This window comes from Testudinibacter sp. TW-1 (genome assembly GCF_050613185.1).
GTDB lineage: Bacteria > Pseudomonadota > Gammaproteobacteria > Enterobacterales > Pasteurellaceae > Chelonobacter.
Window position 1 is genome coordinate 358,905 of sequence record NZ_CP192511.1, and the last position, 23,532, is coordinate 382,436.

Consider the following 23,532-nt stretch of genomic DNA (forward strand, 5'->3'; position numbering starts at 1 on the left):
GAAACAAAAAATGTGATAGCTCTCTGATTTTAAAATATCTTGCTTTACTCCAAAAATGAAGCCATTCAAAATCAATTCGAAAGCAAATGAAATATTAAGTTTGTTTTCGTAAGGGGTTGAAAATGACAAGCACTGTGGAAAGACGTTCGCAAATTGTACAAATCGTTAATGCTCAAGGCAGTATTCGCGTCGAAGCATTGGCACAACATTGTGCGGTTTCCAGCGTCACCATTCGCAGCGATCTCAGTTATCTGCAAAAACAAGGATTACTATTGCGTTCGCATGGTTTCGCTTTGCCGAATAACCGAATCATCGGCGAATTGTCGATTAAAGAGAAACGCAACCAACACGTCGAGATCAAACGCCTGATCGGACAAGCCGCGGCCAAACTGATTAATGACGGCGATTCGATTATCTTGGATTCCGGCACTACCACCAAAGAAATCGCAGCAAATATGCGGCACTTAAATGATGTGGTGGTGATGACCAGCGGTTTAGACGTAGCAATGGAGCTGACGGCGGCAGACGGCGTTCAGGTGCGAATGCCCGGCGGCACGTTAAGAAAAAACGCACTCTCTTTTTCCGGTATTTCCGCAGAAAAAAGTTTGGAAAATTATGTTTTTGACAAAGTATTTTTGGGTGTAGACGGTTACGATCTGAAAGTCGGAATTACCACGCATAATGAGCAGGAAGCCAATTTGAACCGCTTGATGTGTAATATTTCGGCACAGATTATCGTGGTGACGGATTCAAGCAAATTCAGTAAACGCAGTGTTCATGTGATTCGCAAGTTTGCCGGAATTGATATTCTCATTACCGATAACGCCATTCCGCCCGACTATTTGCAAGCCTTTCAACAACAGGGTGTGCGGGTCATTTTAGTCAACAGCAATTAACTATGCCAATCATGTTTTAAATTTTCAACACGTATTTGCATTGCCAAACGGTCAATTCGACTCCTTACCCAACGAATGCAATTTATTCGTTCTCTATTTACTGATAAGGAGTCAGACATGGATTATTTGGGCATCGCCGGCGAATCCCTCGAACAAGCTAATGCCTTATGGACGGCAAAAGAAATTTGTCAGCAACCTGATTGTTGGCGGCAAACCGCCTCAATCATCGATTCACAACGGCAAGCCATTGATGATTTTTTGGCGCCACTGTTAGCCAAAGATAACTTACGCCTCATTTTAACCGGTGCCGGCACTTCCGCTTTTTCCGGCGAAGTATTGTTACCGTTTTTTAACCAATGGAGCGCACTTCAAGCCACGGCGATTGCCACCACCGATTTGGTCTCCAACCCGTACCAATATCTGAAACACGATCAGCCGACGTTATTGATTTCTTTTGCGCGTTCCGGCAACAGCCCGGAAAGTGCGGCGGCGGTGCAGTTGCTGAATCAATTCGTGGAGAACAGCTACCATTTAATCATCACTTGCAACCAAAACGGCAAACTGTATCAAGAAAATTATCAAGCCGACAACGCCTACGCGCTCGCGTTACCGCCACAAACCAATGATAACGGCTTTGCCATGACCTCGAGTTTCTCCAGCATGACCTTGGCAACCGCGCTGATCTTTTTCCAACCGCACTTTGACCTTGCGCAAGTGCAACAACTCGCCGATTGCGCCGAACGCTTTATCCAAGACAAACATTGGCAGGTGAAAACCTTAGCCGGCGAAGCGGTTGAACGGATTGTCTATCTCGGCAGCGGCGGTTTCAAAGGCTTATCGCAAGAGTCGGCCTTGAAATTATTGGAACTGACCGCCGGCGAAGTGGTGGCGATTTATGACACGCCGCTGGGCTTCCGTCACGGTCCGAAATCGATTATCAACAGCAAAACCACGGTGATTGTCTATCTTTCCAACAATCCTTACACCCGTCAATATGATATTGATTTATGTAATGAAATTCTGCGCGACGGCAAAGTACAACGCTTGGTGGTCTTAACCGCCGAACTGGAAAGTCGCCTGCCTGCCGAGCAGCAAATTTGTTTAGGCACATTAAGTGCGGTATCGGATATGGCACTTGCTTTTCCGTATATCATCTTTGCACAAATGTTTTCATTCTATCGCTCTTACCTTACCGGACACACCACTGATAACCCGTGTCCGACCGGTGAAGTAAACCGCGTGGTACAAGGTGTGATTATTCACCCGTATAAGCCTTAACCGCACTTTATGTATCAATTTACAACAATAAGGAGAAAGTTATGCCAAATATCGTATTAAGCCGAATTGATGAACGTCTGATTCACGGGCAAGTCGGGGTGCAATGGGTCGGTTTTGCCGGTGCCAATTTGGTATTGGTCGCCAATGATGAAGTGGCGGCAGACGAAATGCAACAAAATTTAATGGAAATGGTGCTGGCAGATGGAATTGACGTTCGTTTCTGGCCATTACAAAAAGTAATTGACAATATTCATCGTGCCGCCGACAGACAAAAAATCCTGTTGGTCTGCCGCAGTCCGTCTGATTTCCTGAAATTGGTCGAAGGCGGGGTTCCGGTGAAAAAAATCAATGTCGGCAATATGCATTTTGCCGAAGGCAAACAACAAATCCACAAAACGGTATCAGTCGATCCACAAGATGCCGCCGCTTTCAAAAAGCTGCAACAACTTGGGGTGGAATGCTATATCCAAGGCGTTCCAACCGAGGAATCCACTGATCTATTTAAATTACTCAAGTAAGGAGACAACTCATGGAAATTGGATTACTACAATCAATTATCCTTGGCATTATTGCTTTTATAGCAGGTCTCGATCTCTATAACGGCTTAACCCACTTCCACCGTCCGGTTGTACTAGGTCCGATTGTCGGTCTGGTACTTGGCGATTTACAGACCGGTATTTTAGTCGGTGGTACCTTGGAATTGGTCTGGATGGGCTTAGCACCACTCGCCGGAGCTCAACCGCCAAACGTGATTATCGGTACCGTGGTTGGTGCGACTTTTGCGATTACCACCAAAACCGATCCGACCGTTGCCGTCGGGGTCGCCGTGCCGTTTGCGATTGCAGTGCAAATGGGGATCACATTCCTATTTTCTATCATGTCAGCCGTGATGTCGCGCTGTGACCAAATGGCGGAAGACGCCAATCTGAAAGGCATTGATTACGTCAACTACTTCGGTTTGTTGGTGCTCGGTACGTTCTACTTCTTCTGTGCTTTCCTACCGGTTTATTTCGGTGCGGAACACGCCGGAAAAATCATCGAAATGTTGCCAAAACAAGTCATCGACGGCTTAGGGGTCGCCGGGGGTATCATGCCGGCAATCGGGTTTGCAGTATTGATGAAAATCATGATGAAAAACGTCTATATCCCGTATTTTATTTTAGGCTTCGTTGCCGCCGCTTGGTTACAGTTGCCAATCCTAGCCATCGCCGCTGCCGCAACTGCCATGGCGATTATCGACTACATGCGTAAAGGCAGTGAAACTGCCGAAGTGAAAGTTCAAAAAGAGGAGTTTGAAGATGGAATCTAAACTGAATACTCAAACAACAGCACTCAATGATGATGTTTATGAAGATCAAACTATCGGTGCTGAACTGACCAAACGTGATATTAACGTGATGGCATGGCGTTCGCTGTTGTTACAAGCCTCTTTTAACTATGAAAGAATGCAGGCGGCAGGTTGGTTGTACGGACTTGCACCATCACTAAAAAAAATCCATACCAATAAAGCCGACTTAACCAAGTCGATGAAAGGGAATCTGGGGTTCTTTAATACCCACCCGTTCTTGGTCACTTTTGTGATGGGGATCATTCTGGCTATGGAGCGTTCCAAACAGAACGTTAACAGTATCCAGAGTACCAAAATTGCGGTCGGTGCGCCGTTAGGCGGAATCGGTGATGCAATGTTCTGGCTGACCTTACTACCGATTTGCGGCGGGATCGGTGCCAGCTTGGCATTACAAGGCTCGATTATGGGGGCGATTTTCTTCTTCGTGGTATTTAATATCGTTCACTTCGGTTTACGTTTCGGCTTAGCGCATTACTCCTATCGCATGGGGGTTGCCGCTATTCCGGTGATTAAAGCCAATACCAAGAAAGTCGGACATGCCGCTTCTATCGTCGGGATGACCGTGATCGGTGCATTGGTCGCAACCTATATCCGCTTTAACACCACTTTGGAAATTACTGCCGGTGATGCCGTGGTTAAAGTGCAAGCCGATGTAATTGATAAACTAATGCCAGCTTTCTTCCCACTGGTTTACACCATCTTGATGTACTGGTTGGTGAAAAAAGGTTGGTCTCCGTTACGTCTGATTATCCTTACCGTTGCTTTAGGAATCATCGGACGCTTTGCCGGTTTCCTGTAATAAACAATCTCTCAGGCTTGGTTGGGGGTAACCCCAACCAGATTTAAGGAGTCCTTATGATCAGTATTATTGTGCTGGGACACGGTCGTTTTGCTACGGGTATTCAATATGCCTTAAACCAAATCATCGGTGAACAGGAAAATCTCGCCTTTATTGATTTCCCTGAAAGCAAAAGTCCTGCTCAACTCAAAGATGAAATTTTAACCGCACTTACGCAGCTTGAACATCAAGACGGCGTATTGTTTTGTTGTGATATTCTCGGAGGCTCGCCATTCAGAACCGCCTCGCTCGTCGCACAACAACTCCCGATCCAAGAAGTCATTACCGGCACAAACTTACAAATGTTAATTGAATGTGCCATGGAAAAAGACGAATTAACGTTTACCGAGTTAGTCGAGCTGGCTGTTAACAGCGGCAAGCAAGGCATCGTCAAACTCAGCGAAGAATTAACCCACAGTAAAACTCATACTACACAGGAAGAAGACGGAATCTAAAGGATTGATATTATGTCTAAAAGAACAGAACGACTCAAAAAAATTTGTAACGCACAAGGTGTGATCAGCGCGCTTGCCATCGACCAACGCGGCGCGTTAAAAAGAATGTTGGGAGACGACATCACCCCCGAACAAATCAGTGAATTTAAAAGTTTGGTTTCCACTATTTTAACCCCGAATGCCTCGTCAATTTTGCTTGACCCTGAATTTGGTTGGACGGCGGCTGGCGTGCGTGATACCGAGGCCGGTTTGATGATGGCGTATGAAAAAACCGGCTATGACAAAACCGCCGTCGGGCGCTTTCCCGATCTGATCGACGACGTGTCTGTGCTGCGTTTAAAAGAAAAAGGCGCTGACGCAGTCAAATTATTGCTCTATGTGGATGTTGACGAACCGGATTGCATTAACGATCGCAAAAAAGCCTTTGTCGAGCGGATTGCGTCCGAATGCAAAGCAGAAGAAATGCCACTGTTCTTAGAGATTTTAACCTACGATGCCAATACCGAAGATGAAAAAGAATACGCCAAGCTGAAACCGCGCAAAGTGATCGAAGCCATGCGCAGCTATGCCGATCCGAAATACGGTGTGGACGTATTCAAGGTGGAAGTGCCGGTCAATATGAAATATGTGGAAGGTTTTGCCGAAGGCGAGGCGTTATACAGCCAACAGGAAGCCGCAGCCTATTTTGCCGAGCAAAGTGCGGTTTCGGATTTGCCGTTCATTTTCTTAAGTGCGGGGGTTTCCGCCGAACTGTTCCAACAAACGCTGGTGTTCGCCAAACAAGCCGGTTCACACTACAACGGCGTGCTGTGCGGCCGAGCCACTTGGGCTGACGGTGCAAAACTTTATAAAGCGCAAGGCAAAGAAGCCTCTATCGAGTGGCTCAAAACCGAAGGCATTAAAAATATTCAAGAATTGGATGCCGTCTTACAACAAAATGCAACGCCGATTCGATTTTAACGACGGTATTGAATAACGATTTTATAACAACACAAAAAATAGGCACAAAAAGGAGTTCATTATGGCAATTATTCATACCCGCATTGACGGGCGCTTAATTCACGGACAAGTCGCAAATTTATGGACCTCGTACCTGAATATTTCACGCATTATGGTGGTGGACGACACCGCTGCCGATAATGATATTGATAAAGCAGGTTTACGCTTGGCTTGCCCTGCGGGGGTGAAACTCAGCGTGCTCACGGTTGAAAAAGCAGCAAATAATATTAACGAAGGGCGTTACGACACCCAACGCGTTTTGCTGATTACACGCAATCCACAGACTTTGCTTCGATTGGTCGAGCAAGGTGTGGAGCTGACAGACATCAATGTCGGCAATATGTCCCAAACAGACCAAACCCGTTCGATCAAAAAGTCAGTCAACATCACTGATGCGGACGTCGAGGTCTTCAAACAACTTTCTGCAAAAGGCATCCATTTAACGGCTCAAATGGTGCCCAATGAAGAAAAGATCGACTTAATGAAACTTTTATAAGGAGTAACGACTATGATCGAATGGTGGCAAATACTTTTGATTACGCTGTATGCGTTTTATCAAATTTTAGATGAAATAACCATTGTTTCCAGTGCCGGCTCACCTGTTTTCGCCGGATTTATTACCGGTCTGATTATGGGCGATATGACAACCGGTTTGTTAATCGGCGGCGCAATGCAATTAACGGTGTTGGGTGTGGGGACTTTCGGCGGGGCTTCACGTATTGATGCCAACTCAGGCACCGTTATCGCAACCGCATTCTCCATTGCAGTCGGCATGGAACCGACCTTAGCCTTAACCTCGCTGGCTGTACCGATTGCGGCATTGATGGTTTATACCGATATTTTGGCGAGAATGTCTAACGTATTCTTCGCACACCGTATCGATAAAAACATCACAGACCATGCGTATAAGGCGATTAGCGTCAACTATCTGCTCGGTGCGCTGGCTTGGGGTCTCTCTCGTGCGCTTCCGATCTTCTTGGCATTGGTATTCGGCGGTCCGTTCGTGGCGAAATTGGCAGAAGCCATGCAAACCGGTATTTTGAAAATCATCGCCGACGGTTTAACCTTAGCCGGCGGCGTGTTACCGGCACTGGGTTTTGCTATCTTGTTACGCTACTTACCAACCAAACGCCACATTGCTTACTTGATTTTAAGCTTCGCTTTAACGGCTATCTTCATCACCTTGTTCGGCAACATTGCTGCTATCGGCAATGCGTTAGACGGCTTACTGCCGGCAGCATTAGGACGCTCTTACAACAGCGTACCAATGTTAGCCATGGCGGCTATCGGTTTTGGTTTCGCCATTCTTGCATACCAACGCAGTGTCAACGAAAGCAATAATACCGCACAGACGCAAAAATCCACCTCTGCAACAGGAGAAATTGAAGATGACGAACTCTAATCAAACTACTGCGGTCGGTAATCCGAAAAATTACAAATTGACCGATGCGGACTTCCGCCAAATCAATATCCGCAACTTGTTATTCAACCAAGTCGGTTGGAACTACGAGCGGATGCAAGGCTCCGGTTACCTGTGGATTTTATTACCGCAATTACGCAAAATGTACGGCGACAACACGCCTGAACTGCAAAAAATGATGGTCATGCACAACCAATTCTTCAACACCAGCCCGTTCTTTAACACTATTGTGAAAGGGATCGACTTGGCATTAGAAGAAAAGCAAGGCACGAAATCCCTTGAAGCGGTTGCCGGGATCAAATCCGGTTTAATGGGCCCGTTCGCCGCCATCGGTGATGCGATCTTCGGGTCATTAGTCCCTGCGATTATGGGGGCAATCGCCGCCACCATGGCAATCGGCGGCAATCCGTTGGGCGTCGGCTTGTGGGTGCTGGTGGCAATCGCCACCATGGTGTTCCGCTGGGCGCAATTGAAAATCGCTTATCGCGAAGGGGTCAGCCTTGTCACCACCTTAGGGCACAAACTGAATGCCTTAACCAACGCCGCCACGGTACTGGGGGTGTTCGTTGTCGGGGTGATGTGCGCCACCATGGTGAACGTTTCCGTTCCTTATGTGGCAACCATCGGTGAAAAAGTGGTGTCGGCACAAGCTAACTTGGATCTGATTTTGCCAAGATTAGTGCCTGCGTTAGTGGTCGGCTTTATCTACTGGTTATTAGGACGTAAGAAAATGACCTCGAATAAAGCGATTATGATCATTATCGTGCTGTGTATCTTGCTGTCTTGGTTAGGTATCTTAGCCAAAGGTTAATCAGCTTGACACACTAATGGTCACAAAAGCACTAGCAAAAAATAACAATAACCGGCAAAGCACAGCGAACGAGAGTCCCCGCAACCTGTGCTTTGCGTTTCCTTATAACCCTTTCACCGAGTGAAATCGACAATGTTAGAAGCAATTATTTTTGATATGGACGGCGTGATCGTCGATTCCGAATTTATTGATTTCGCCAATCAAACTGCGTTCATCGGCTCGTTTATCGACGATCCGCAAGAACGCGCCCGACTCGACACCTCTGTGTTAGTCGGTAAATCTTACCAAGACTTATACCAAACCATTGCCGAATTGATTAATCATCGGCTGACCTTAGCCGAAATCGAACAGCAACTGGGCGAATACAGCGCGCAAAGCGTGAAAAATTTATATTATCCCGACATTCTGCGTCACGATATTCGCCATATTTTGGATTTTGCCGCCAAAAACCAAATTAAAGTGGCAGTTGCCTCGTCCTCACGCCAACAACATATTGAACACGTTTTAAACGAATGCGGCATTCGACCGCACTTTGACTTGATTGTCAGCGGTGAACATTTTCCGCGCAGCAAGCCCGATCCGGCGATTTATAACCACACCGTTGCCACATTACAAGTAGATAAAAGCAAGGTGATTGTGATCGAAGATTCCCATTACGGTATCGCCGCCGCTAAAAGTGCGGGGCTGCGCGTGATCGCTTATGAAGAAACGCGCTTGCCGATTGATCAATCCAACGCCGACTACAGCGGCAAAGACATGAACGCCATTTTAACCATTATTCAAAACCTACATCAGCAATAAGGAGTAACGCATGCCCTTTCAAATTGGCGAACACGATTTTTTACTGCACGGCAAACCGTTTAAGATTATCTCCGGCGCGGTGCACTATTTTCGGATCGTACCGGAATATTGGTATCGCACGCTTTACAATTTGAAAGCCATGGGCTGCAATACTGTCGAAACCTACGTTGCATGGAATTTGCACCAACCGCAACCGAACCAATTCTATTTTGACGACAACGCCGATCTGGTCCGTTTTATTCAAACTGCGCAACAGCTTGATCTCTATGTGATTCTGCGTCCGTCGCCGTATATCTGCGCCGAATGGGAATTCGGCGGTTTGCCGGCTTGGTTGCTGAACATACCGAACTTGCGCCCGCGCAGCAACACCCCCGAATTTTTAATCCCGGTCAAAACCTATCTCGATCACCTGCTGCCACTGGTTACGCCGTATCAAATCACACACGGCGGCAATATCATTATGATGCAGATCGAAAACGAATACGGCTCGTTCGGCAACGATAAAGATTACCTACGCGCAATCAAACAGATCATGCTCGATAACGGTGTCGATGTGCCGCTGTTCACCTCAGACGGCGCGTGGCAAAACGCGCTGGAAGCCGGTGCGCTGATTGAAGACGGCATTCTGCCGACCGGCAATTTCGGCTCACGCAGCGATGAAAATTTAGACCAATTACAACTCTACTTCCGCCGCCACAACCGCACTTTTCCATTAATGTGTATGGAATTTTGGGACGGGTGGTTTAACCGTTGGAAAGAGCCGGTGATTACGCGCGACGCACAAGATCTTGCCGATTGCGCTAAAGCCCTGCTCGACCGTGCCAGTATCAACTTTTATATGTTGCAAGGCGGCACAAATTTCGGTTTTTGGAACGGCTGTTCTGCGCGCGGCGACACCGATTTGCCGCAAGTGACCTCCTACGACTACGACGCGCCGATCCGCGAATGGGGCGAGCCGTCACAAAAATTTTATCTGCTGCAACAAGTGCTGAAACAGTATCCCGATGCCAGCCCGATTTGTGAACCGCTGTTACCGCACTTTTGCCGTTATGCCGATCTGCCGCTGCAACAGGAAGTTTCGCTGTTTAGCACCTTAGACAAAATCAGTTGCCGCCACGACAGCCTCTACACGCAAAATATGGAGCAATTGGGGCATTATCACGGCTATATGCTCTACCGCACGTTTGCCGACAGCCATAGCGACGAGCTGAAACTGCGGATTTATCAAGCCCGTGATCGGGTACAGGTGTTCAACGATCAACAAAAAGTCGCCACCCAATATCAACATGAAATCGGCGCAGATATTATGCTGCAAACCCCGAATGATCGCTTCCAGTTGGATTTATTGGTGGAAAATATGGGACGGGTCAATTACGGCGGCAAAATGCTTGCGCCGACACAGTGTAAAGGGATCAGCGGCGGCGCAGTGTTGGATCTGCATTTTCACAGCAATTGGCAACAATACTACATTGATTTCAATAAGTTGCAGCAACTGGATTTCAGCGGTTCAGCCAACTCCGCCACGCCGTCATTTTATCAGTTCACCTTGACGATTGACGACGAACCGCAAGACAGCTTTATCGACACCCGCGAATTAGGCAAAGGGGTGATTATCGTCAATGGCAAAAATTTAGGGCGATACTGGTCGGAAGGCCCGACCTGCTATCTCTACCTGCCTGCGCCTTATCTGCGACAAGGCAAGAATGAGATTATCGTGTTTGAAACCGAAGGCGTACGCCCGACCGCACTTCGCTTTTCTGCCGAGCCTATTTACAAGCAATTAACCACAAAAAATCTATAACGAGGACAATTTTATGAACATTATTTTAATCAGCCACGGTGAATTTGCACAAGGTCTGTTAGGCACGGCCGAAATGATTTTAGGCAAAATCGACGGGGCGCAAACCGTTGCCTTATACCCACACGAAGGCAGTGAAGATTTTCAACAGAAATTCGAACAAGCACTCGCCAAGACGACATCGGGCGAAATTGTCGTGCTGTGCGACATTATGGGCGGCACACCTTGCAACATCGCCATGCGTTATTTAGATCGCATTTCGCTCTACAGCGGCATGAATTTACCGATGGTCATCAGCCTTGTCAGCGAAGAAAGCACCGACGAGTTACTCGACACCGCCAAAGCTCAAATTTACGACGTTGCCGCACAATTGAAGCAATTAGTGCAAGATGATGATGAATAAGCGATAAAAAAGCGACTTGAATAACTCAAGTTGCTCAAATGAGACAATGATGGGGGGAGATTATATATCCTCCCGTTTACAAAGTGCGGTTCGGGCGGATATACACCCGACCCTACTTTTCTATTAAAAATCAGCCGGTTAGCTTTTCCGCTTTCTTTTCCAACCGTCGCCGTTGAAAGAACGCGCTCAGTTTTGCGCTGCATTCTTGCTCCAATACACCGGCGGTAATTTCCAGAAAGTGGTTCATTTTGTAATCATCAAAAAAATGGAAACGTGAACCGACCGCGCCGGTTTTATAATCACGTGCACCGAACACCAAGCGCTTAATCCGGCTGTGCAAAATTGCCCCGGCGCACATGGTGCAGGGTTCAAGGGTGACATACAACGTGGTATTGAGTAAGCGGTAATTCCGTACCGCACTTGCCGCTTTGCGAATCGCTTCGATTTCGGCGTGCGCGGTCGGATCATGCTTTAGAATAGAAGCATTCCAACCTTCGGCGATAATCTGCCCGTTTTCGTCCACCAACACTGCGCCCACCGGAATTTCGCCCAGCGATTCGGCATAGTCCGCTAACGCCAATGCGCGCTGCATAAAATGTTGATCTTGTTCAAGTGCGGTCATGGTGATCTCAATGAAAAAACATCCCCGTTGTGGGGCTGACAGTTTATTAACAAAGATGTTTGATGATAAAGCAAAGTAGGGGCGGATTATATATCCGCCCGTTTACGAAGTGCGGTATAAGCATTTAATTAATAAAGGGAAAATGCGGAGTACAATTCGGGCGGATATATAATCCGCCCCTACTTTTACAATATCAATTGTGTATTTTAATCTTTGTCTGCGCTCAAGCAATCCCAAAGGGATTGCTTGATATAGAAATTATCCTTCTCTACGTCCGCTACGGCGTGGTTTGCGCTCAAAACCCGGTTTGCCGCTGCGATCATTACGCTCGGAGAAACGGTCGCCGCGTCCTGAACGGAAATCAGAACGTCCGCCCTCGCGGAATCCGCCTTCACGGCGGCTATCACGCCCACGTCCGAAACCGCCTTTGCGTTCGCCTCGCCCGCCGAAACCACCGTCGCCTTTCACTTCTTCCACAAAACGCATTTGCATCGGTTTGTTTAACACGCGGGTTTTACCGAAGTGTTGCAATAATTCTTTCGGCATATCTTTCGGCAGTTCGATGGTCGAATAATCGTCATGCAGTTTGATGTGCCCGATATAACGGCTGTCAATGTCGCCCTCGTTGGCGATTGCACCGACGATATGCTTCACTTCCACGCCGTCGGCACGACCGACTTCGATACGGTATAAATCCATCGGCATCTGCTCGCGCGCCGGACGGGAACGTTCGTCGCGACGATCGCCGAAACGGTCATCGCGATCACGTCCACGGCGATCCGCTGAGCGCGAATTTTCTTGGCGTTCACGGCGCGGTTTGATTGGCGCGTCCGGAGGCAAAATCAATTTTTGTTTGCCCTGCAGCAACATCATCATCGCCGCGGCCAAATCTTCATGATCCTGATCGGCTGTGAACATATCTTCCAATAGGTTACGGTATTTTTCCAAATCATGGTGTTCCAACTGGGCGGAAATTTTTTGTTTAAATTTCTCACGGCGACAGGCTTCCAACGTTTTATGATTCGGCAGATCCACTTCGTCGATCTGTTTTTTGATCAAACGTTCTACGTTGCGCAACAAGTGTCTTTCACGCCCTTCGACAAACAACAATGCACGCCCGGCACGCCCGGCACGCCCGGTACGGCCGATACGGTGTACATAAGATTCCGCATCTAACGGAATATCGTAGTTCACCACCAAGCTGATTCGCTCCACGTCCAAACCGCGTGCGGCAACATCGGTCGCAATCAGAATATCCAAGCGGTTGTTACGCAAGCGATCCAAAGTTTGTTCACGCAGTTGCTGGGTCATGTCGCCGTTCAACGCCGCCGCACTGTGCCCGTGTTTTTCTAATAATTCGGCTAAATCCAAGGTCGCGGTTTTGGTGCGCACGAAAATAATCGCTGCGTCAAAATCCTCCACTTCCAAGAAACGCAGCAAGGCTTCGTTTTTGCGCACGCCGTTGACATACCAGCAGCTTTGGGTGATATCCGGCAGCGTTTGTTGCGTTGCCTGAATCTTCACTTCTTGCGGATCTTGCATAAAGCGACGGGTAATGCGACGAATCGGCTCCGGCATGGTCGCGGAGAAAAGTGCGGTTTGGTGCTGTTCCGGCAATTTGCTCATCACCTCTTCCACATCGTCGATAAAGCCCATGCGCAACATTTCGTCGGCTTCGTCCAGCACCATAAAACGCAGTTCGGATAAGTTTAATGTGCCGCGGCGGATATGATCCAAAATCCGTCCCGGCGTACCGACCACCACTTGCGAGCCTTTACGCAAGGCACGCAATTGAATGTCATAGCGTTGTCCGCCGTACAGCGTAACAATGTTCAAACCTTTGATGTTTTTGCTGAATTGTTCACAGGCATCGGCAACCTGAATCGCCAATTCACGGGTCGGCGCCATCACCAGCATTTGCGGCGTGCGCACGTCGGCGTCGATCTGTGCCAATAACGGCAAGGAGAACGCAGCGGTTTTGCCGCTGCCGGTTTGCGCCATACCCAGCACATCACGGCCGTTTAGCAAGTGCGGTATGCAAATTTGCTGAATCGGGGACGGATTGACGAATCCCATAGCGGTGACAGCGGAAATAAGCGATTCAGGCAAACCTAAATCATTAAATGTTAAAGTTGTTTCAGTCATATTTTACTCAATAGTAGACAGCGGACGCGCCGCCGATAAAATAATAAAAATTGTTGCGTGATAGAATAATGCCTAGTGCGGCGTGATTGTGGCGCAAATGCGAAGTGCGGTTTGCAACGCGGTTGCAAGCCGTATGACTGGCGCGAAAGCCAGGCAATCCCAATCAAGACCGTTTAACTTAGTTCGTATCAGGTACAACCGTGAGTGTTTCACTCTCATTCAAGCGTAAACGCGAGAGTTCAAACAAGGCAAAACGATACTCAACAAAGTTAAATACTTGATTGGCAAGAGCCAATTTAAACAAAGCGGTTGCTTCGTCAACCTTCCCCAGATTGAGTTGTTGTTTTGCTAAATAAAAATAGGTTTCTGTTAAAATTTCAGCATATTGAGGCGAATACGGCACGGCAAAACTGTCAATTTTTTGCTGTAAATCATCATACGACAATTCGCCCAAATAGTAGTGCACAATATTGGTTCCCCAAAATTCATTGGATAACCCTTTGGCCCGTTGCGCCAAATTTTGTCTTGCTTCGTGCGGTTTATATTTCAATTCATTCAAATACAGCCACAAAGTGCGGTATGGATCACTCGGATCCGCTTGATAAAACGTCAAAAAATCCCGTTCGGCCAACCCATGACGACCGACATAATAGAAATTCAACCCCCGATTCAAATAAGCATATTCGTAGTTGCCGTCCAAATGCAATACGGCATTGAACGCATCTAGCGAACCGTCGTAATCGCCATCCAACAGCAAATACAAGCCTAAATAATTATAAATCGGCGCTAATTTCGGTTGAAGCATTAAGGCTTGGGTGAAATCATAACGGGCTAATCCCCAGAGGCCCAAACTGTCATACAATACACCACGCTCAAAGTGTAAAGCTGCCCGTTCGTCTTTATCCAAATTTCCGACCAGTAACACCTGCCCCAGCCGCGCAATCATCACTTCCTGATCAAAATGCAGCAACGGATTTTGCTCGGCAAGGGTCACATTCTTGTCGGAAACCAATGGAATAGTCGGGCGCATAGAACATGCAGCGGCAACAAGTAAACACGTCAACACACAAAACGATTTTGTGTAATGAACGAATTTTCCGGCCATTTTCATTATCATATGCCCCCAAATAAAATCGTCAGGCTGCCTAGGAGATGAACCATAGATAGACAGCCGAAAATTTTATGACGAGTTGAATTACTCGTCGTCACCTTGCCCAACAGCGACTTGTACCTCGTCTTGTGCCGCAATATCGCGCATGGTCAAACGGATACGGCCTTGACGATCGATTTCCACCACTTTTACTGCGACTTCTTGTCCGACTTGCAAATAATCGGTTACTTTTTCAACCCGCTCTTCGGCGATTTGAGAAATATGTACCAACCCTTCTTTATTGCCAACGATAGCAACAAATGCGCCAAAGTCTGCAATACGGGTGACTTTACCGCTATAAACACGGTTCACTTCCACATCCGCTACGATGTCGTCAATCCGTGCCATAACGGCTTTCGCCGCCAAATTATCGGTAGCCGCGATTTTTACCGTACCGTCGTCCGCAATATCAATCGAAGTGCCGGTTTCTTCGGTCAGGGCACGAATCACCGCACCGCCTTTACCGATCACATCTTTGATTTTCTTCGGATCAATCTTCATGGTGTGGATACGCGGGGCGAAATCGGAAATATCACCGCGCGGCGCAGAAATCGCCTGTTCCATCACGCCTAAAATGTGCATTCTCGCACCTTTGGCTTGGTTCAAGGCAATTTGCATGATTTCTGCCGTAATGCCTTCGATTTTGATATCCATTTGCAGCGCGGTTACACCTTGTTTGGTACCGGCGACTTTGAAATCCATATCGCCCAAGTGATCTTCATCACCCAAAATATCGGACAACACCACGAATTTATCGTCGGATTTCACCAAGCCCATCGCGATCCCGGCAACGGCTGATTTGATCGGCACGCCTGCGTCCATTAACGCCAACGAAGCGCCGCACACCGACGCCATGGAAGACGAACCGTTTGATTCGGTGATTTCAGACACCACACGCACTACGTACGGGAATTCTTCGATGGTCGGCATTACCGCCATCACGCCGCGTTTCGCCAAGCGACCATGACCGATTTCACGGCGTTTCGGCGAGCCGATCATGCCGGTTTCACCGACGGAATACGGCGGGAAATTATAGTGGAACAGGAAGTGATCAGTGCGTTCGCCGGTGATATCGTCGATGATTTGCGCGTCACGTTCCGTGCCTAAAGTGGCAACCGCCAAGGCTTGGGTTTCGCCACGGGTGAAGATCGCCGAACCGTGAGTACGCGGCAACACGCCGGTGCAAATATCCAACGCACGCACGGTATCTACGTTACGTCCGTCGATACGCGGCTCGCCGGCTAAAATGCGGCTGCGCACCACATCGCTTTCCAATGCGCCTAAAATATCGGCAATCGTATTTTCGGTGATTTTTTCATCTTGGTTGTTTGCCAACACCGCTGCGGTCACTTCCGCTTTAATCACATCGACTTGTGCATAGCGCGCTTGTTTTTCGGTGATACGGTAGGCTTCGCCCAAACGGCTTTCGGCTAACGCTTTGACTTGTGCCACAAGTGCGGTATTCACCGCCGGCGCTTGCCAATCCCAACGCGGCTTGCCTGCTTCGGCAACGAATTGTTTGATGTTTTCCACCACCACTTGCTGTTGTTGATGACCGAACACCACGGCGGCCAACATTTGCTCTTCGGTTAAAATATCCGCTTCGGATTCGACCATTAATACCGCTTTATCGGTACCGGCAACCACTAAATCCAAACGACTGTGTTTTTGTTCCGCCATCGTCGGGTTCAACACGAATTGATCGTTGATAAAGCCAACGCGCGCCGCGCCGATTGGACCATTGAACGGCACACCGGACAACGAAAGTGCGGCGGAAGCCCCGATCATCGCCACGATATCCGGGCTGATTTGCGGATTAACCGATACCACGGTCGCCACGATTTGAATTTCGTTGTAAAAGCCTTCCGGGAACAACGGGCGAATCGGACGGTCAATCAAACGCGCGATTAAGGTTTCGCCTTCGGACGGGCGGCCTTCACGACGGAAAAATCCGCCCGGAATGCGACCTGCCGCATAAGTCCGCTCTTGATAGTTTACGGTTAACGGGAAGAAATCCTGCCCTTCTTTGACGTCTTTTTTCGCCACCACGGTAACCAAAACCGAAGTATCGTCCATGCTCGCCATCACTGCGGCAGTTGCCTGACGCGCCATCGCGCCGGTTTCTAAAGTTACGGTATGCTGACCGTATTTAAATTGTTTAACAATTGGAGTCACGAGATTTTCCTTTTAAAAATCAATAAGTAAATTTGAACTTATCTCTTTATTGCGACTAGCAAAAATAATCTGCAATCGAGGTGGGAATAAAATGGGGATAAAAAATGGTTTTCATATAACTTGAATAGATCATTTTTGATAGCCGCACGCTGACAAAGAGTATAAGCGGTGCCATTATACCGATATTTTCCGTAAAAATGCTAATAATTTCTTAAATTCCACCTATCTAGGCAAAATAACCGCATTCTTATCAAGGAATTTTACGGCTCAAAAAGCGATAAATGCAAAAATTTCGCCATCGCCAAAATCACCGCTTGCACGTACACGCTTTCGCGGCTGGCGTTGCCGTTGGTCAGCAGGCTCATCGCGCCGCCTTTTTGTTTGATGTTTTCGGTTTGGAACAGCTGATCCATCACCGTGCCTAATTCCATTTCCGGATTGAGTCGATTGTACACACAATCGGGAATCGGCAATTCGGCACTGCGCCCGACTGCAAACCGCACTTTGTCGCTGATGACGACATAGGCACAGGTCGCCGCGCCGTAATCAAAGCGCTCGATTCCGGCTTCAATCGCCAGATAAAAATCCGCGTTTGGCAACTGTTGCTGACAGAATCGCACCCGATTGAACGCACCTTGTTTGGTTTCCGTCATGCTCATCGGCTGTTCCGCCACGCCCGATTGCGACGGCATAGCCTTAAAATGCAAAGTGCGATCAGGAAACAATTTGCTGAATGCGGTTTTGACTGCATTGACTTTAACCGGATTGACCGAGGCGATGACGATTTGCATGGCTCTCCCGTTTAAGCGGTTTTATGCGGGGTGAAGCGCGCTTTCAGCGGCATACGCTCCGCAATTCGTGCTCGATTTAAGCGCAGGGCGTTGTCGCTTGGCTGGTAATCGAGCCATAAGTGCGGTTCGCTTGGCAAATCCTCGGCCCAACGATTGGTGACATTAAAGCCGCGCGCCAAGCATTCTTGGTGCAAAGCGTGATAGCGTTTGTGCAGAAAAGCGAGCTTGTTCATAAAAAATTTAACGTGTCCTGTGCCTAATTTATAATCCTCGGGCTGCCCGGTCAAATTGTATTTGCCTTTGGCGATCGCATTCGGAATGCGGGTCAACTCGCGGTGTTCCGCCAGCAAATGTTGATCGCACAACTCGCCGACCGGCACGACATTAATACGGGTCATCATCGCTCTCCTTATTGATACAAAGTGCGGTTTGGCGTTCCACTTCGGCTTTTAAACCGCCGTAGCCATGTTCGGTTTTAATGATTTGAAACAGTTGCGCCGCTTGCGGATATTCCTTTTCCAAATAACGCAGCCATTGTTTAATCCGCGCCACATGGTAAAAACCGCTGTCCGCCGGATTGTCGAGATTAACGTATTGTTGTAGCAGTTGCAACACCTGCGCCCACGCCAGCTTGTCATGCTTGAACTTCACCACCCGGCTGAGATTGGGAATGTTCAGCGCGCCGCGCCCGATCATCAAGCTATCGCAGCCGGTCGCCGCCAAGCAGGCTTGCCCGTCTTGCCAGTTCCAAACTTCCCCGTTGGCGATCACCGGAATCTGCAAGCGCTGACGGATTTCGCCGATTTTCCGCCAGTTAATCCGCTCGGCACGGTAACCGTCGCTTTTGGTGCGCCCGTGAATAGTGATTTCATCTGCGCCGCCCTGCTGTACTGCGTCGGCAATTTCAAACGCCGCCGAATCGCTGTCCCAGCCCAACCGCACTTTGACACTGACGGTGTACGATTTATCCAACGCTTGCCGAATCGCTTTGGTGGCTTGATAAATCAGTTCCGGCTGTTTCAATAAGGAAGCGCCGCCTTGGCTGTTATTCACGGTTTTTGACGGACAACCGCAATTCAAATCAACCCCGTGCGACCCCAGTTCAACCGCTCTTTGCGCATTTTCCGCCAACCACTCGGGGAACTGCCCCAACAACTGCACCCGCACCGGTGTACCGGCGCGGGTATAACCGCCGTGTTGCAATTCAGGGCACAACCGATAAAACGCTTTTTTCGGCAACAGTTGATCGACCACGCGCACAAATTCCGACAAGCAGAGATCGTAATCATTCACTTGGGTCAGCAAATGGCGCAAAAACGGATCGAGCACGCCCTGCATCGGGGCTAGAATGACGCGCATTAGACCGTTTTATCCGTGCGCAACAAGTAGAACAGCGCAAGTGCGGTCAGCGCGCCCAACGTGTCGGCAAGCATATCTTTTTGCGCGTCCCACACATCCCCCTGAGAGCCGAGAAAAGCAATGCCCTCGTCGCCACCGGCGATCACCGAATATTGCCATTCGATCAATTCGTAGGCGGCTGCAACGCTCATAATAAAAAATAGCGCAAAGAAACCGGCTAAAATCGGTCCGCATAACTTACGACGCAACAGCCATTCTGCCATCGGGAAGCTATAAAAACCGATGATAAAATGCGCCACGCGATCAAAATGGTTGCGATCTTCGCCGAACCAACCACTCAGCAAGCGGCTGCCCCATTCGAACGGCACAAGTTCAAAGGTGTAATGTGCGCCGATTAAATGCAAAATCAGCCACAAGCTCATTAAAAAATACGCGATATTGCTGAATTGAAAACGTGAATAAGTCATGACTAACGCCGTAAATACCACAAAAACCGGCGCGACTTCCGCGTACCACACCGCTCTTGAAAAGGGGGCGATTCCAGACCAAACGGCTATTAGCGCGACAATTAAGGCTAACACAACCGGAAATGCACTACGCTGCGGCATCATTATTTCCAGCCTTTCGCCTTGCAGATCATGTCATATGCCGCTTGGATTTTCTGAGCTTTCTCTTTTGCCATTTCCATCATTTCCGGCGGCAAGCCTTTGGCGACCAGTTTATCGGGGTGGTATTCGTTCATCAATTTGCGGTAAGCGCGTTTGACGGTGGTTTGATCATCGTTTGCCGTTACGCCGATCACCTGATACGCCGCGTCTAAGCTTGCGCCTGACGAAGTGCGGTAAGATTGCTGTCCGCCTTGATAGCCGCTTTGCTGCCGATAGCCGTCCTGTTGCTGAAAGCCGCCGTTGGCAAATTGTTGCGAGGCGTAAATCATTGCCATCATCTGTTCAAACTGCATTTGCGACAAGCCCAGTTCTTGCGCAATCACAAACAACAGCTCTTTTTCACTGTCATGCAAGTGGTTATCGGCAAGTGCGGTCTGAATTTGAATATCCAAAAACATGCGCAACAGATCAGGACGGCGCCCACAGCCAACCCGAAACTCGCGAATGACCTGACGAATCGGAAAATCCGCCTGTTTGCCTTGATTGAACGCGTCTTGCGCCATGCGCCGCGCTTCAGTATCAAGATTCAAACGGTTCATTAAGCTTTGCGCCAGTTGAATATCGTCTTCCGTCACCCGCCCTTTCGATTTGCTTAAATGCCCCATCACGGCAAAGGTGGTTTTCAAAAACAGTTGCTGGCGAGTCAAGGTACGCCCGAACGAGCTGGAGCTGACGCTGCCCATTTCGTAGATTTTTTTATCCGCAAAATGCCCTAACACCGCCCCAAAAAGCGCGCCAAAAAAGCCACCGTAGCGGTAGCCTAAAATAAAGCCGATAATTTTTCCGATAAAATTCATGTTTTTCCTATTCACAAACACATGCACAAATAAAATGCCGTCATTTTACCTGAATCGGCGGGGCTTAGAAACAAGGAAGTTTGCGATCAAGATTCCAGACTTCTGTCCGTGTAGTATTGATTAAATTGCTGCTGAATTAAACTGCATAGCACTTGATTTAATTAATTAATGGGGGTACATTAATTTGGCAGGGATTGAATATGATCAATTGAAACGCCAGAAAACTCTGCTAGAGCGTGGGCTTGATTTCGCTCACGCAGAGCAGGTTTTTCACGGTACACATTTTACGGCGGAAGATTCCCGTCAAAACTATGGGGAAATACGCTATATCACCATCGGCACACTCGCTGAACGGCTCGTGGTGATCGTTTGGACTTGGCGTGATAAGAATCGCCGTATTATTTCAATGAGGAAAGCCAATGAAAGAGAACAACAACGTTTTACATCCTACTTGGATTGATCCTGATGATGCGCCAGAGCTCGGCGATGATTTTTTCCAAAGTGCAGATTTATATCAAGGGGAAAACCTGATCAAACGTGGGCGACCACGGCTAGATAATCCGAAGCAGGCTATTAAATTGCGCTTAGACAGCGATATTTTAGCCGCATTCAAAGCCACTGGAAAAGGCTGGCAAACGCGGATTAATGCGGTGTTGCGTCAAAATATGCCGATATAATACGATACTCAAATTTCCCCTGACATTTACGTCAGGGGGTAAATACGATTACAGTGACGCTCAAGATTTATTGTCTTTCGCTTCGCTCAATGCTAACCTAGCTTAAACCGCACTTTACTGTTGATCACCGATCAACACCGATTCCAACGCCACTTCAATCATTTCATTGAAGGTTAATTGGCGTTCTTCGGCGCTGGTTTGTTCGTGGGTGCGGATATGGTCGGAGACGGTGCAGATAGTCAACGCTTTGGCGCCGAATTCGGCGGCGACACCGTAGATCCCTGCAGCTTCCATTTCCACGCCTAAAATGCCGTATTTTTCCATATAATCAAACATTTCCACATCCGGGGTATAGAACAGATCGGCAGAGAACAAATTACCGACCTGCACTTTCACGCCTTTTTGCTTTGCCGCTTCCACCGCCGCCGCGACCATTGAATAATCGGCAATCGCGGCGAAATCGTTGTCTTTGAAGCGGATACGGTTGACTTTGGAATCGGTGCATGCCCCCAAGCCGATTACCACATCGCGAATTTTCACGTCATGGCGCACTGCGCCGCATGAGCCGACGCGAATAATTTTTTTCACGCCGTATTCGGTGATCAGTTCTTTGGCATAAATCGAGCAAGACGGAATCCCCATGCCGTGCCCCATAATCGAAATTTTACGTCCTTTGTAAGTGCCGGTATAACCCAACATATTACGTACATTGGTCACTTCTTGAGGGTTTTCCAAAAAGGTTTCGGCGATGTATTTTGCCCGCAGCGGATCGCCCGGCATAAGAACAACGTCGGCAAATGCGCCGTCAACGGCATTGATATGTGGTGTAGCCATAATAATATCCTCTTTAATCAATCGTTATTTTTGAAAGTTAATCATTGTTGTGCCGTAATCCATCGGCGATGTGCCGAAATAGCCGGCAATGGTTTGTCCGATGTCGGCAAAGGTTTCGCGTTTGCCCAAGAAACCCTTCGGTACTTCACTGCCGTACATCAACACCGGGATGTGTTCGCGGGTGTGATCGGTGCCGCTCCAAGTCGGATCACAGCCGTGATCGGCGGTGATAATCAATAGATCGCCTTCTTGCACCAACGCCAACACTTCCGGCAAGCGCGAATCGAAGTATTCCAATGCCTGTGCATAACCGGCGACATCACGGCGGTGTCCGTAATCAGAATCAAAATTGACGAAATTCGGGAACACGATAGTGTTATCGCCAGCGGCTTTGATTTGTTCGATAGTGCGGTCGTAAATCTCTTCCAAGCCGGTGGCTTTCACTTTTTCGGTAATGCCGGTGTGAGCGTAAATATCCGCGATTTTGCCGATAGACACCACGTCACCTTGTTTTTCCTCAACCAATTTTTGTAATACGGTCGCAGACGGCGGCAATACCGAATAATCATGGCGGTTGCCGGTACGTTTGAACTCGCCCGCTTTTGCGCCGATAAACGGACGGGCGATCACACGTCCGATATTATAGCCTTCCAATTCTTCACGCACGATATGACACAGTTCATATAATTTTTCTAAGCCGTAGGTTTCCTCATGGCAGGCAATTTGAAACACGGAATCGGCCGAGGTGTAGAAAATCGGTTTGCCGGTTTTCATGTGCTCTTCCCCTAATTCATCCAACACCACCGTCCCCGACGAATGGCAGTTGCCTAAATAGCCCGGAATACCGCTCTTCGCCACAATTCGATCAAGTAATTCTTGCGGAAAGCTGTTTTGATGATCTTTAAAATAGCCCCAATCAAACAGCACCGGTACTCCGGCGATTTCCCAATGCCCTGACGGCGTATCTTTGCCTGAAGAAATCTCTTTTGCGAAGGCATACCCGCCGATAATCTCTGCGTTCGCATCCATGCCTGCCGGCACACGGCCTGTCGATTCTTTTGCAGCCATTGCCAAGCCCAATTTGGTTAAATTCGGCAATTTCAACGCACCGCTGCGGTGTTCGTTGTCGGCTTTGCCGGCGGCGCATTGCTCCGCGATATGCCCTAATGTATCCGAGCCGACATCACCGAATTTATCCGCGTCTGCTGCGGCACCGATACCAAAAGAGTCCATCATTAAAATAAAGGTTCTTTTCATCTTCTTTTCC

Annotated in this window: 26 protein-coding genes; 15 read left to right on the forward strand and 11 right to left on the reverse strand. The window is 48.3% G+C overall.

Going from position 1 to position 23,532, the window contains the following annotated elements:
* The first annotated feature begins 122 nt into the window (after positions 1-122).
* The 13 genes from agaR (at position 123) to ACQ31U_RS01780 (ending at position 11,047) form a co-directional block, all read left to right on the forward strand.
* A complete protein-coding gene (agaR, locus tag ACQ31U_RS01720) occupies positions 123-896 on the forward strand; it encodes a transcriptional repressor AgaR (protein ID WP_431053325.1) in 774 nt (257 codons plus the stop codon).
* A gap of 117 nt (positions 897-1,013) precedes the next feature.
* Positions 1,014-2,174: an SIS domain-containing protein gene (locus tag ACQ31U_RS01725; RefSeq protein ID WP_431053327.1), complete on the forward strand. Its 1,161-nt coding sequence runs from the start codon at positions 1,014-1,016 to the stop codon at positions 2,172-2,174.
* 41 nt (positions 2,175-2,215) lie between these two features.
* Entirely contained in the window at positions 2,216-2,692 is a 477-nt protein-coding gene (agaV, locus tag ACQ31U_RS01730; RefSeq protein WP_431053329.1) for a PTS N-acetylgalactosamine transporter subunit IIB, read from the forward strand.
* A gap of 11 nt (positions 2,693-2,703) precedes the next feature.
* Positions 2,704-3,483 (forward strand): PTS N-acetylgalactosamine transporter subunit IIC, encoded by a 780-nt coding sequence (gene agaW / locus ACQ31U_RS01735; protein ID WP_431053331.1) that lies wholly within the window; start codon positions 2,704-2,706, stop codon positions 3,481-3,483.
* Entirely contained in the window at positions 3,473-4,321 is an 849-nt protein-coding gene (agaE, locus tag ACQ31U_RS01740; protein ID WP_431053333.1) for a PTS N-acetylgalactosamine transporter subunit IID, read from the forward strand. The genes agaW and agaE overlap by 11 nt, the downstream gene beginning before the upstream one ends.
* Before the next feature lie 56 nt (positions 4,322-4,377).
* Entirely contained in the window at positions 4,378-4,815 is a 438-nt protein-coding gene (agaF, locus tag ACQ31U_RS01745; RefSeq protein WP_431053335.1) for a PTS galactosamine/N-acetylgalactosamine transporter subunit IIA, read from the forward strand.
* A 12-nt stretch (positions 4,816-4,827) separates the two neighbouring features.
* Positions 4,828-5,775, forward strand: coding sequence for a tagatose 1,6-diphosphate aldolase (locus tag ACQ31U_RS01750; protein ID WP_431053337.1), 948 nt, complete (start codon positions 4,828-4,830; stop codon positions 5,773-5,775).
* Positions 5,776-5,836: 61 nt separating this feature from the next.
* A complete protein-coding gene (locus tag ACQ31U_RS01755; RefSeq protein ID WP_431053339.1) occupies positions 5,837-6,310 on the forward strand; it encodes a PTS system mannose/fructose/N-acetylgalactosamine-transporter subunit IIB in 474 nt (157 codons plus the stop codon).
* Between the two features lie 12 nt (positions 6,311-6,322).
* Positions 6,323-7,216, forward strand: a complete 894-nt coding sequence (locus tag ACQ31U_RS01760; RefSeq protein WP_431053341.1) for a PTS mannose/fructose/sorbose/N-acetylgalactosamine transporter subunit IIC — start codon at positions 6,323-6,325, stop codon at positions 7,214-7,216.
* The gene (locus ACQ31U_RS01765; RefSeq protein WP_431053343.1) at positions 7,203-8,045 is read left to right on the forward strand and encodes a PTS system mannose/fructose/sorbose family transporter subunit IID; all 843 of its coding nucleotides are present in this window, start codon (positions 7,203-7,205) and stop codon (positions 8,043-8,045) included. The genes ACQ31U_RS01760 and ACQ31U_RS01765 overlap by 14 nt, the downstream gene beginning before the upstream one ends.
* Positions 8,046-8,177: 132 nt before the next feature.
* The gene (locus tag ACQ31U_RS01770; RefSeq protein ID WP_431053345.1) at positions 8,178-8,846 is read left to right on the forward strand and encodes an HAD family hydrolase; all 669 of its coding nucleotides are present in this window, start codon (positions 8,178-8,180) and stop codon (positions 8,844-8,846) included.
* 10 nt (positions 8,847-8,856) lie between these two features.
* Positions 8,857-10,647 (forward strand): glycoside hydrolase family 35 protein, encoded by a 1,791-nt coding sequence (locus tag ACQ31U_RS01775; RefSeq protein WP_431053347.1) that lies wholly within the window; start codon positions 8,857-8,859, stop codon positions 10,645-10,647.
* Positions 10,648-10,660: 13 nt separating this feature from the next.
* A complete protein-coding gene (locus tag ACQ31U_RS01780; protein ID WP_431053349.1) occupies positions 10,661-11,047 on the forward strand; it encodes a PTS sugar transporter subunit IIA in 387 nt (128 codons plus the stop codon).
* 130 nt (positions 11,048-11,177) lie between these two features.
* Here ACQ31U_RS01780 and tadA read toward each other — a convergent pair whose 3' ends face one another.
* The 9 genes from tadA to djlA form a co-directional block, all read right to left on the reverse strand.
* Positions 11,178-11,669 (reverse strand): tRNA adenosine(34) deaminase TadA, encoded by a 492-nt coding sequence (tadA, locus tag ACQ31U_RS01785; protein WP_431053351.1) that lies wholly within the window; start codon positions 11,667-11,669, stop codon positions 11,178-11,180.
* Between the two features lie 258 nt (positions 11,670-11,927).
* Positions 11,928-13,814 carry a DEAD/DEAH box helicase gene (locus ACQ31U_RS01790; RefSeq protein ID WP_431053353.1) on the reverse strand — a complete coding sequence of 629 codons (1,887 nt, stop codon included), beginning with the start codon at positions 13,812-13,814 and terminating at the stop codon, positions 11,928-11,930.
* Positions 13,815-13,992: 178 nt separating this feature from the next.
* Positions 13,993-14,925, reverse strand: coding sequence for a lipoprotein NlpI (nlpI, locus tag ACQ31U_RS01795; RefSeq protein WP_431053355.1), 933 nt, complete (start codon positions 14,923-14,925; stop codon positions 13,993-13,995).
* An 84-nt stretch (positions 14,926-15,009) separates the two neighbouring features.
* A complete protein-coding gene (gene pnp / locus ACQ31U_RS01800; RefSeq protein ID WP_431053357.1) occupies positions 15,010-17,139 on the reverse strand; it encodes a polyribonucleotide nucleotidyltransferase in 2,130 nt (709 codons plus the stop codon).
* A 260-nt stretch (positions 17,140-17,399) separates the two neighbouring features.
* Positions 17,400-17,930 carry an inosine/xanthosine triphosphatase gene (gene yjjX / locus ACQ31U_RS01805; RefSeq protein ID WP_431053359.1) on the reverse strand — a complete coding sequence of 177 codons (531 nt, stop codon included), beginning with the start codon at positions 17,928-17,930 and terminating at the stop codon, positions 17,400-17,402.
* An 11-nt stretch (positions 17,931-17,941) separates the two neighbouring features.
* Entirely contained in the window at positions 17,942-18,328 is a 387-nt protein-coding gene (locus ACQ31U_RS01810; RefSeq protein ID WP_431054257.1) for a pyrimidine dimer DNA glycosylase/endonuclease V, read from the reverse strand.
* Positions 18,315-19,289, reverse strand: coding sequence for a tRNA dihydrouridine(16) synthase DusC (gene dusC / locus ACQ31U_RS01815; protein WP_431053361.1), 975 nt, complete (start codon positions 19,287-19,289; stop codon positions 18,315-18,317). Before dusC ends, ACQ31U_RS01810 begins: the two co-directional genes overlap by 14 nt.
* Positions 19,289-19,897: a DUF2238 domain-containing protein gene (locus ACQ31U_RS01820; protein WP_431054258.1), complete on the reverse strand. Its 609-nt coding sequence runs from the start codon at positions 19,895-19,897 to the stop codon at positions 19,289-19,291. The genes dusC and ACQ31U_RS01820 overlap by 1 nt, the downstream gene beginning before the upstream one ends.
* Positions 19,898-19,899: 2 nt before the next feature.
* The gene (djlA, locus tag ACQ31U_RS01825) at positions 19,900-20,754 is read right to left on the reverse strand and encodes a co-chaperone DjlA (protein WP_431053363.1); all 855 of its coding nucleotides are present in this window, start codon (positions 20,752-20,754) and stop codon (positions 19,900-19,902) included.
* Positions 20,755-20,938: 184 nt separating this feature from the next.
* Here djlA and ACQ31U_RS01830 point away from each other — a divergent pair, with 184 nt between their 5' ends.
* Both ACQ31U_RS01830 and ACQ31U_RS01835 read left to right on the forward strand, forming a co-directional pair.
* A complete protein-coding gene (locus tag ACQ31U_RS01830; protein ID WP_431053365.1) occupies positions 20,939-21,214 on the forward strand; it encodes a BrnT family toxin in 276 nt (91 codons plus the stop codon).
* Positions 21,174-21,431 carry a BrnA antitoxin family protein gene (locus tag ACQ31U_RS01835; RefSeq protein WP_431053367.1) on the forward strand — a complete coding sequence of 86 codons (258 nt, stop codon included), beginning with the start codon at positions 21,174-21,176 and terminating at the stop codon, positions 21,429-21,431. The genes ACQ31U_RS01830 and ACQ31U_RS01835 overlap by 41 nt, the downstream gene beginning before the upstream one ends.
* A gap of 114 nt (positions 21,432-21,545) precedes the next feature.
* Here the strand turns inward: ACQ31U_RS01835 and deoD are convergent, their stop codons facing one another.
* Both deoD and deoB read right to left on the reverse strand, forming a co-directional pair.
* Complete coding sequence (gene deoD, locus ACQ31U_RS01840; RefSeq protein ID WP_084255205.1) at positions 21,546-22,265, reverse strand: purine-nucleoside phosphorylase; 720 nt, start codon at positions 22,263-22,265, stop codon at positions 21,546-21,548.
* A gap of 24 nt (positions 22,266-22,289) precedes the next feature.
* Positions 22,290-23,522 carry a phosphopentomutase gene (deoB, locus tag ACQ31U_RS01845; RefSeq protein ID WP_431053369.1) on the reverse strand — a complete coding sequence of 411 codons (1,233 nt, stop codon included), beginning with the start codon at positions 23,520-23,522 and terminating at the stop codon, positions 22,290-22,292.
* Positions 23,523-23,532 lie beyond the last annotated feature (10 nt).

Bases quoted from the DNA above. Each gene is read 5' to 3' on its own strand.
- agaR (WP_431053325.1), top strand. From the start codon at position 123: ATGACAAGCACTGTGGAAAGACGTTCGCAAATTGTACAAATCGTTAAT.
- ACQ31U_RS01725 (WP_431053327.1), top strand. From the start codon at position 1,014: ATGGATTATTTGGGCATCGCCGGCGAATCCCTCGAACAAGCTAATGCC.
- agaV (WP_431053329.1), top strand. From the start codon at position 2,216: ATGCCAAATATCGTATTAAGCCGAATTGATGAACGTCTGATTCACGGG.
- agaW (WP_431053331.1), top strand. From the start codon at position 2,704: ATGGAAATTGGATTACTACAATCAATTATCCTTGGCATTATTGCTTTT.
- agaE (WP_431053333.1), top strand. From the start codon at position 3,473: ATGGAATCTAAACTGAATACTCAAACAACAGCACTCAATGATGATGTT.
- agaF (WP_431053335.1), top strand. From the start codon at position 4,378: ATGATCAGTATTATTGTGCTGGGACACGGTCGTTTTGCTACGGGTATT.
- ACQ31U_RS01750 (WP_431053337.1), top strand. From the start codon at position 4,828: ATGTCTAAAAGAACAGAACGACTCAAAAAAATTTGTAACGCACAAGGT.
- ACQ31U_RS01755 (WP_431053339.1), top strand. From the start codon at position 5,837: ATGGCAATTATTCATACCCGCATTGACGGGCGCTTAATTCACGGACAA.
- ACQ31U_RS01760 (WP_431053341.1), top strand. From the start codon at position 6,323: ATGATCGAATGGTGGCAAATACTTTTGATTACGCTGTATGCGTTTTAT.
- ACQ31U_RS01765 (WP_431053343.1), top strand. From the start codon at position 7,203: ATGACGAACTCTAATCAAACTACTGCGGTCGGTAATCCGAAAAATTAC.
- ACQ31U_RS01770 (WP_431053345.1), top strand. From the start codon at position 8,178: ATGTTAGAAGCAATTATTTTTGATATGGACGGCGTGATCGTCGATTCC.
- ACQ31U_RS01775 (WP_431053347.1), top strand. From the start codon at position 8,857: ATGCCCTTTCAAATTGGCGAACACGATTTTTTACTGCACGGCAAACCG.
- ACQ31U_RS01780 (WP_431053349.1), top strand. From the start codon at position 10,661: ATGAACATTATTTTAATCAGCCACGGTGAATTTGCACAAGGTCTGTTA.
- tadA (WP_431053351.1), bottom strand. From the start codon at position 11,669: ATGACCGCACTTGAACAAGATCAACATTTTATGCAGCGCGCATTGGCG.
- ACQ31U_RS01790 (WP_431053353.1), bottom strand. From the start codon at position 13,814: ATGACTGAAACAACTTTAACATTTAATGATTTAGGTTTGCCTGAATCG.
- nlpI (WP_431053355.1), bottom strand. From the start codon at position 14,925: ATGAAAATGGCCGGAAAATTCGTTCATTACACAAAATCGTTTTGTGTG.
- yjjX (WP_431053359.1), bottom strand. From the start codon at position 17,930: ATGCAAATCGTCATCGCCTCGGTCAATCCGGTTAAAGTCAATGCAGTC.
- ACQ31U_RS01810 (WP_431054257.1), bottom strand. From the start codon at position 18,328: ATGACCCGTATTAATGTCGTGCCGGTCGGCGAGTTGTGCGATCAACAT.
- dusC (WP_431053361.1), bottom strand. From the start codon at position 19,289: ATGCGCGTCATTCTAGCCCCGATGCAGGGCGTGCTCGATCCGTTTTTG.
- ACQ31U_RS01820 (WP_431054258.1), bottom strand. From the start codon at position 19,897: ATGCCGCAGCGTAGTGCATTTCCGGTTGTGTTAGCCTTAATTGTCGCG.
- djlA (WP_431053363.1), bottom strand. From the start codon at position 20,754: ATGAATTTTATCGGAAAAATTATCGGCTTTATTTTAGGCTACCGCTAC.
- ACQ31U_RS01835 (WP_431053367.1), top strand. From the start codon at position 21,174: ATGAAAGAGAACAACAACGTTTTACATCCTACTTGGATTGATCCTGAT.
- deoD (WP_084255205.1), bottom strand. From the start codon at position 22,265: ATGGCTACACCACATATCAATGCCGTTGACGGCGCATTTGCCGACGTT.
- deoB (WP_431053369.1), bottom strand. From the start codon at position 23,522: ATGAAAAGAACCTTTATTTTAATGATGGACTCTTTTGGTATCGGTGCC.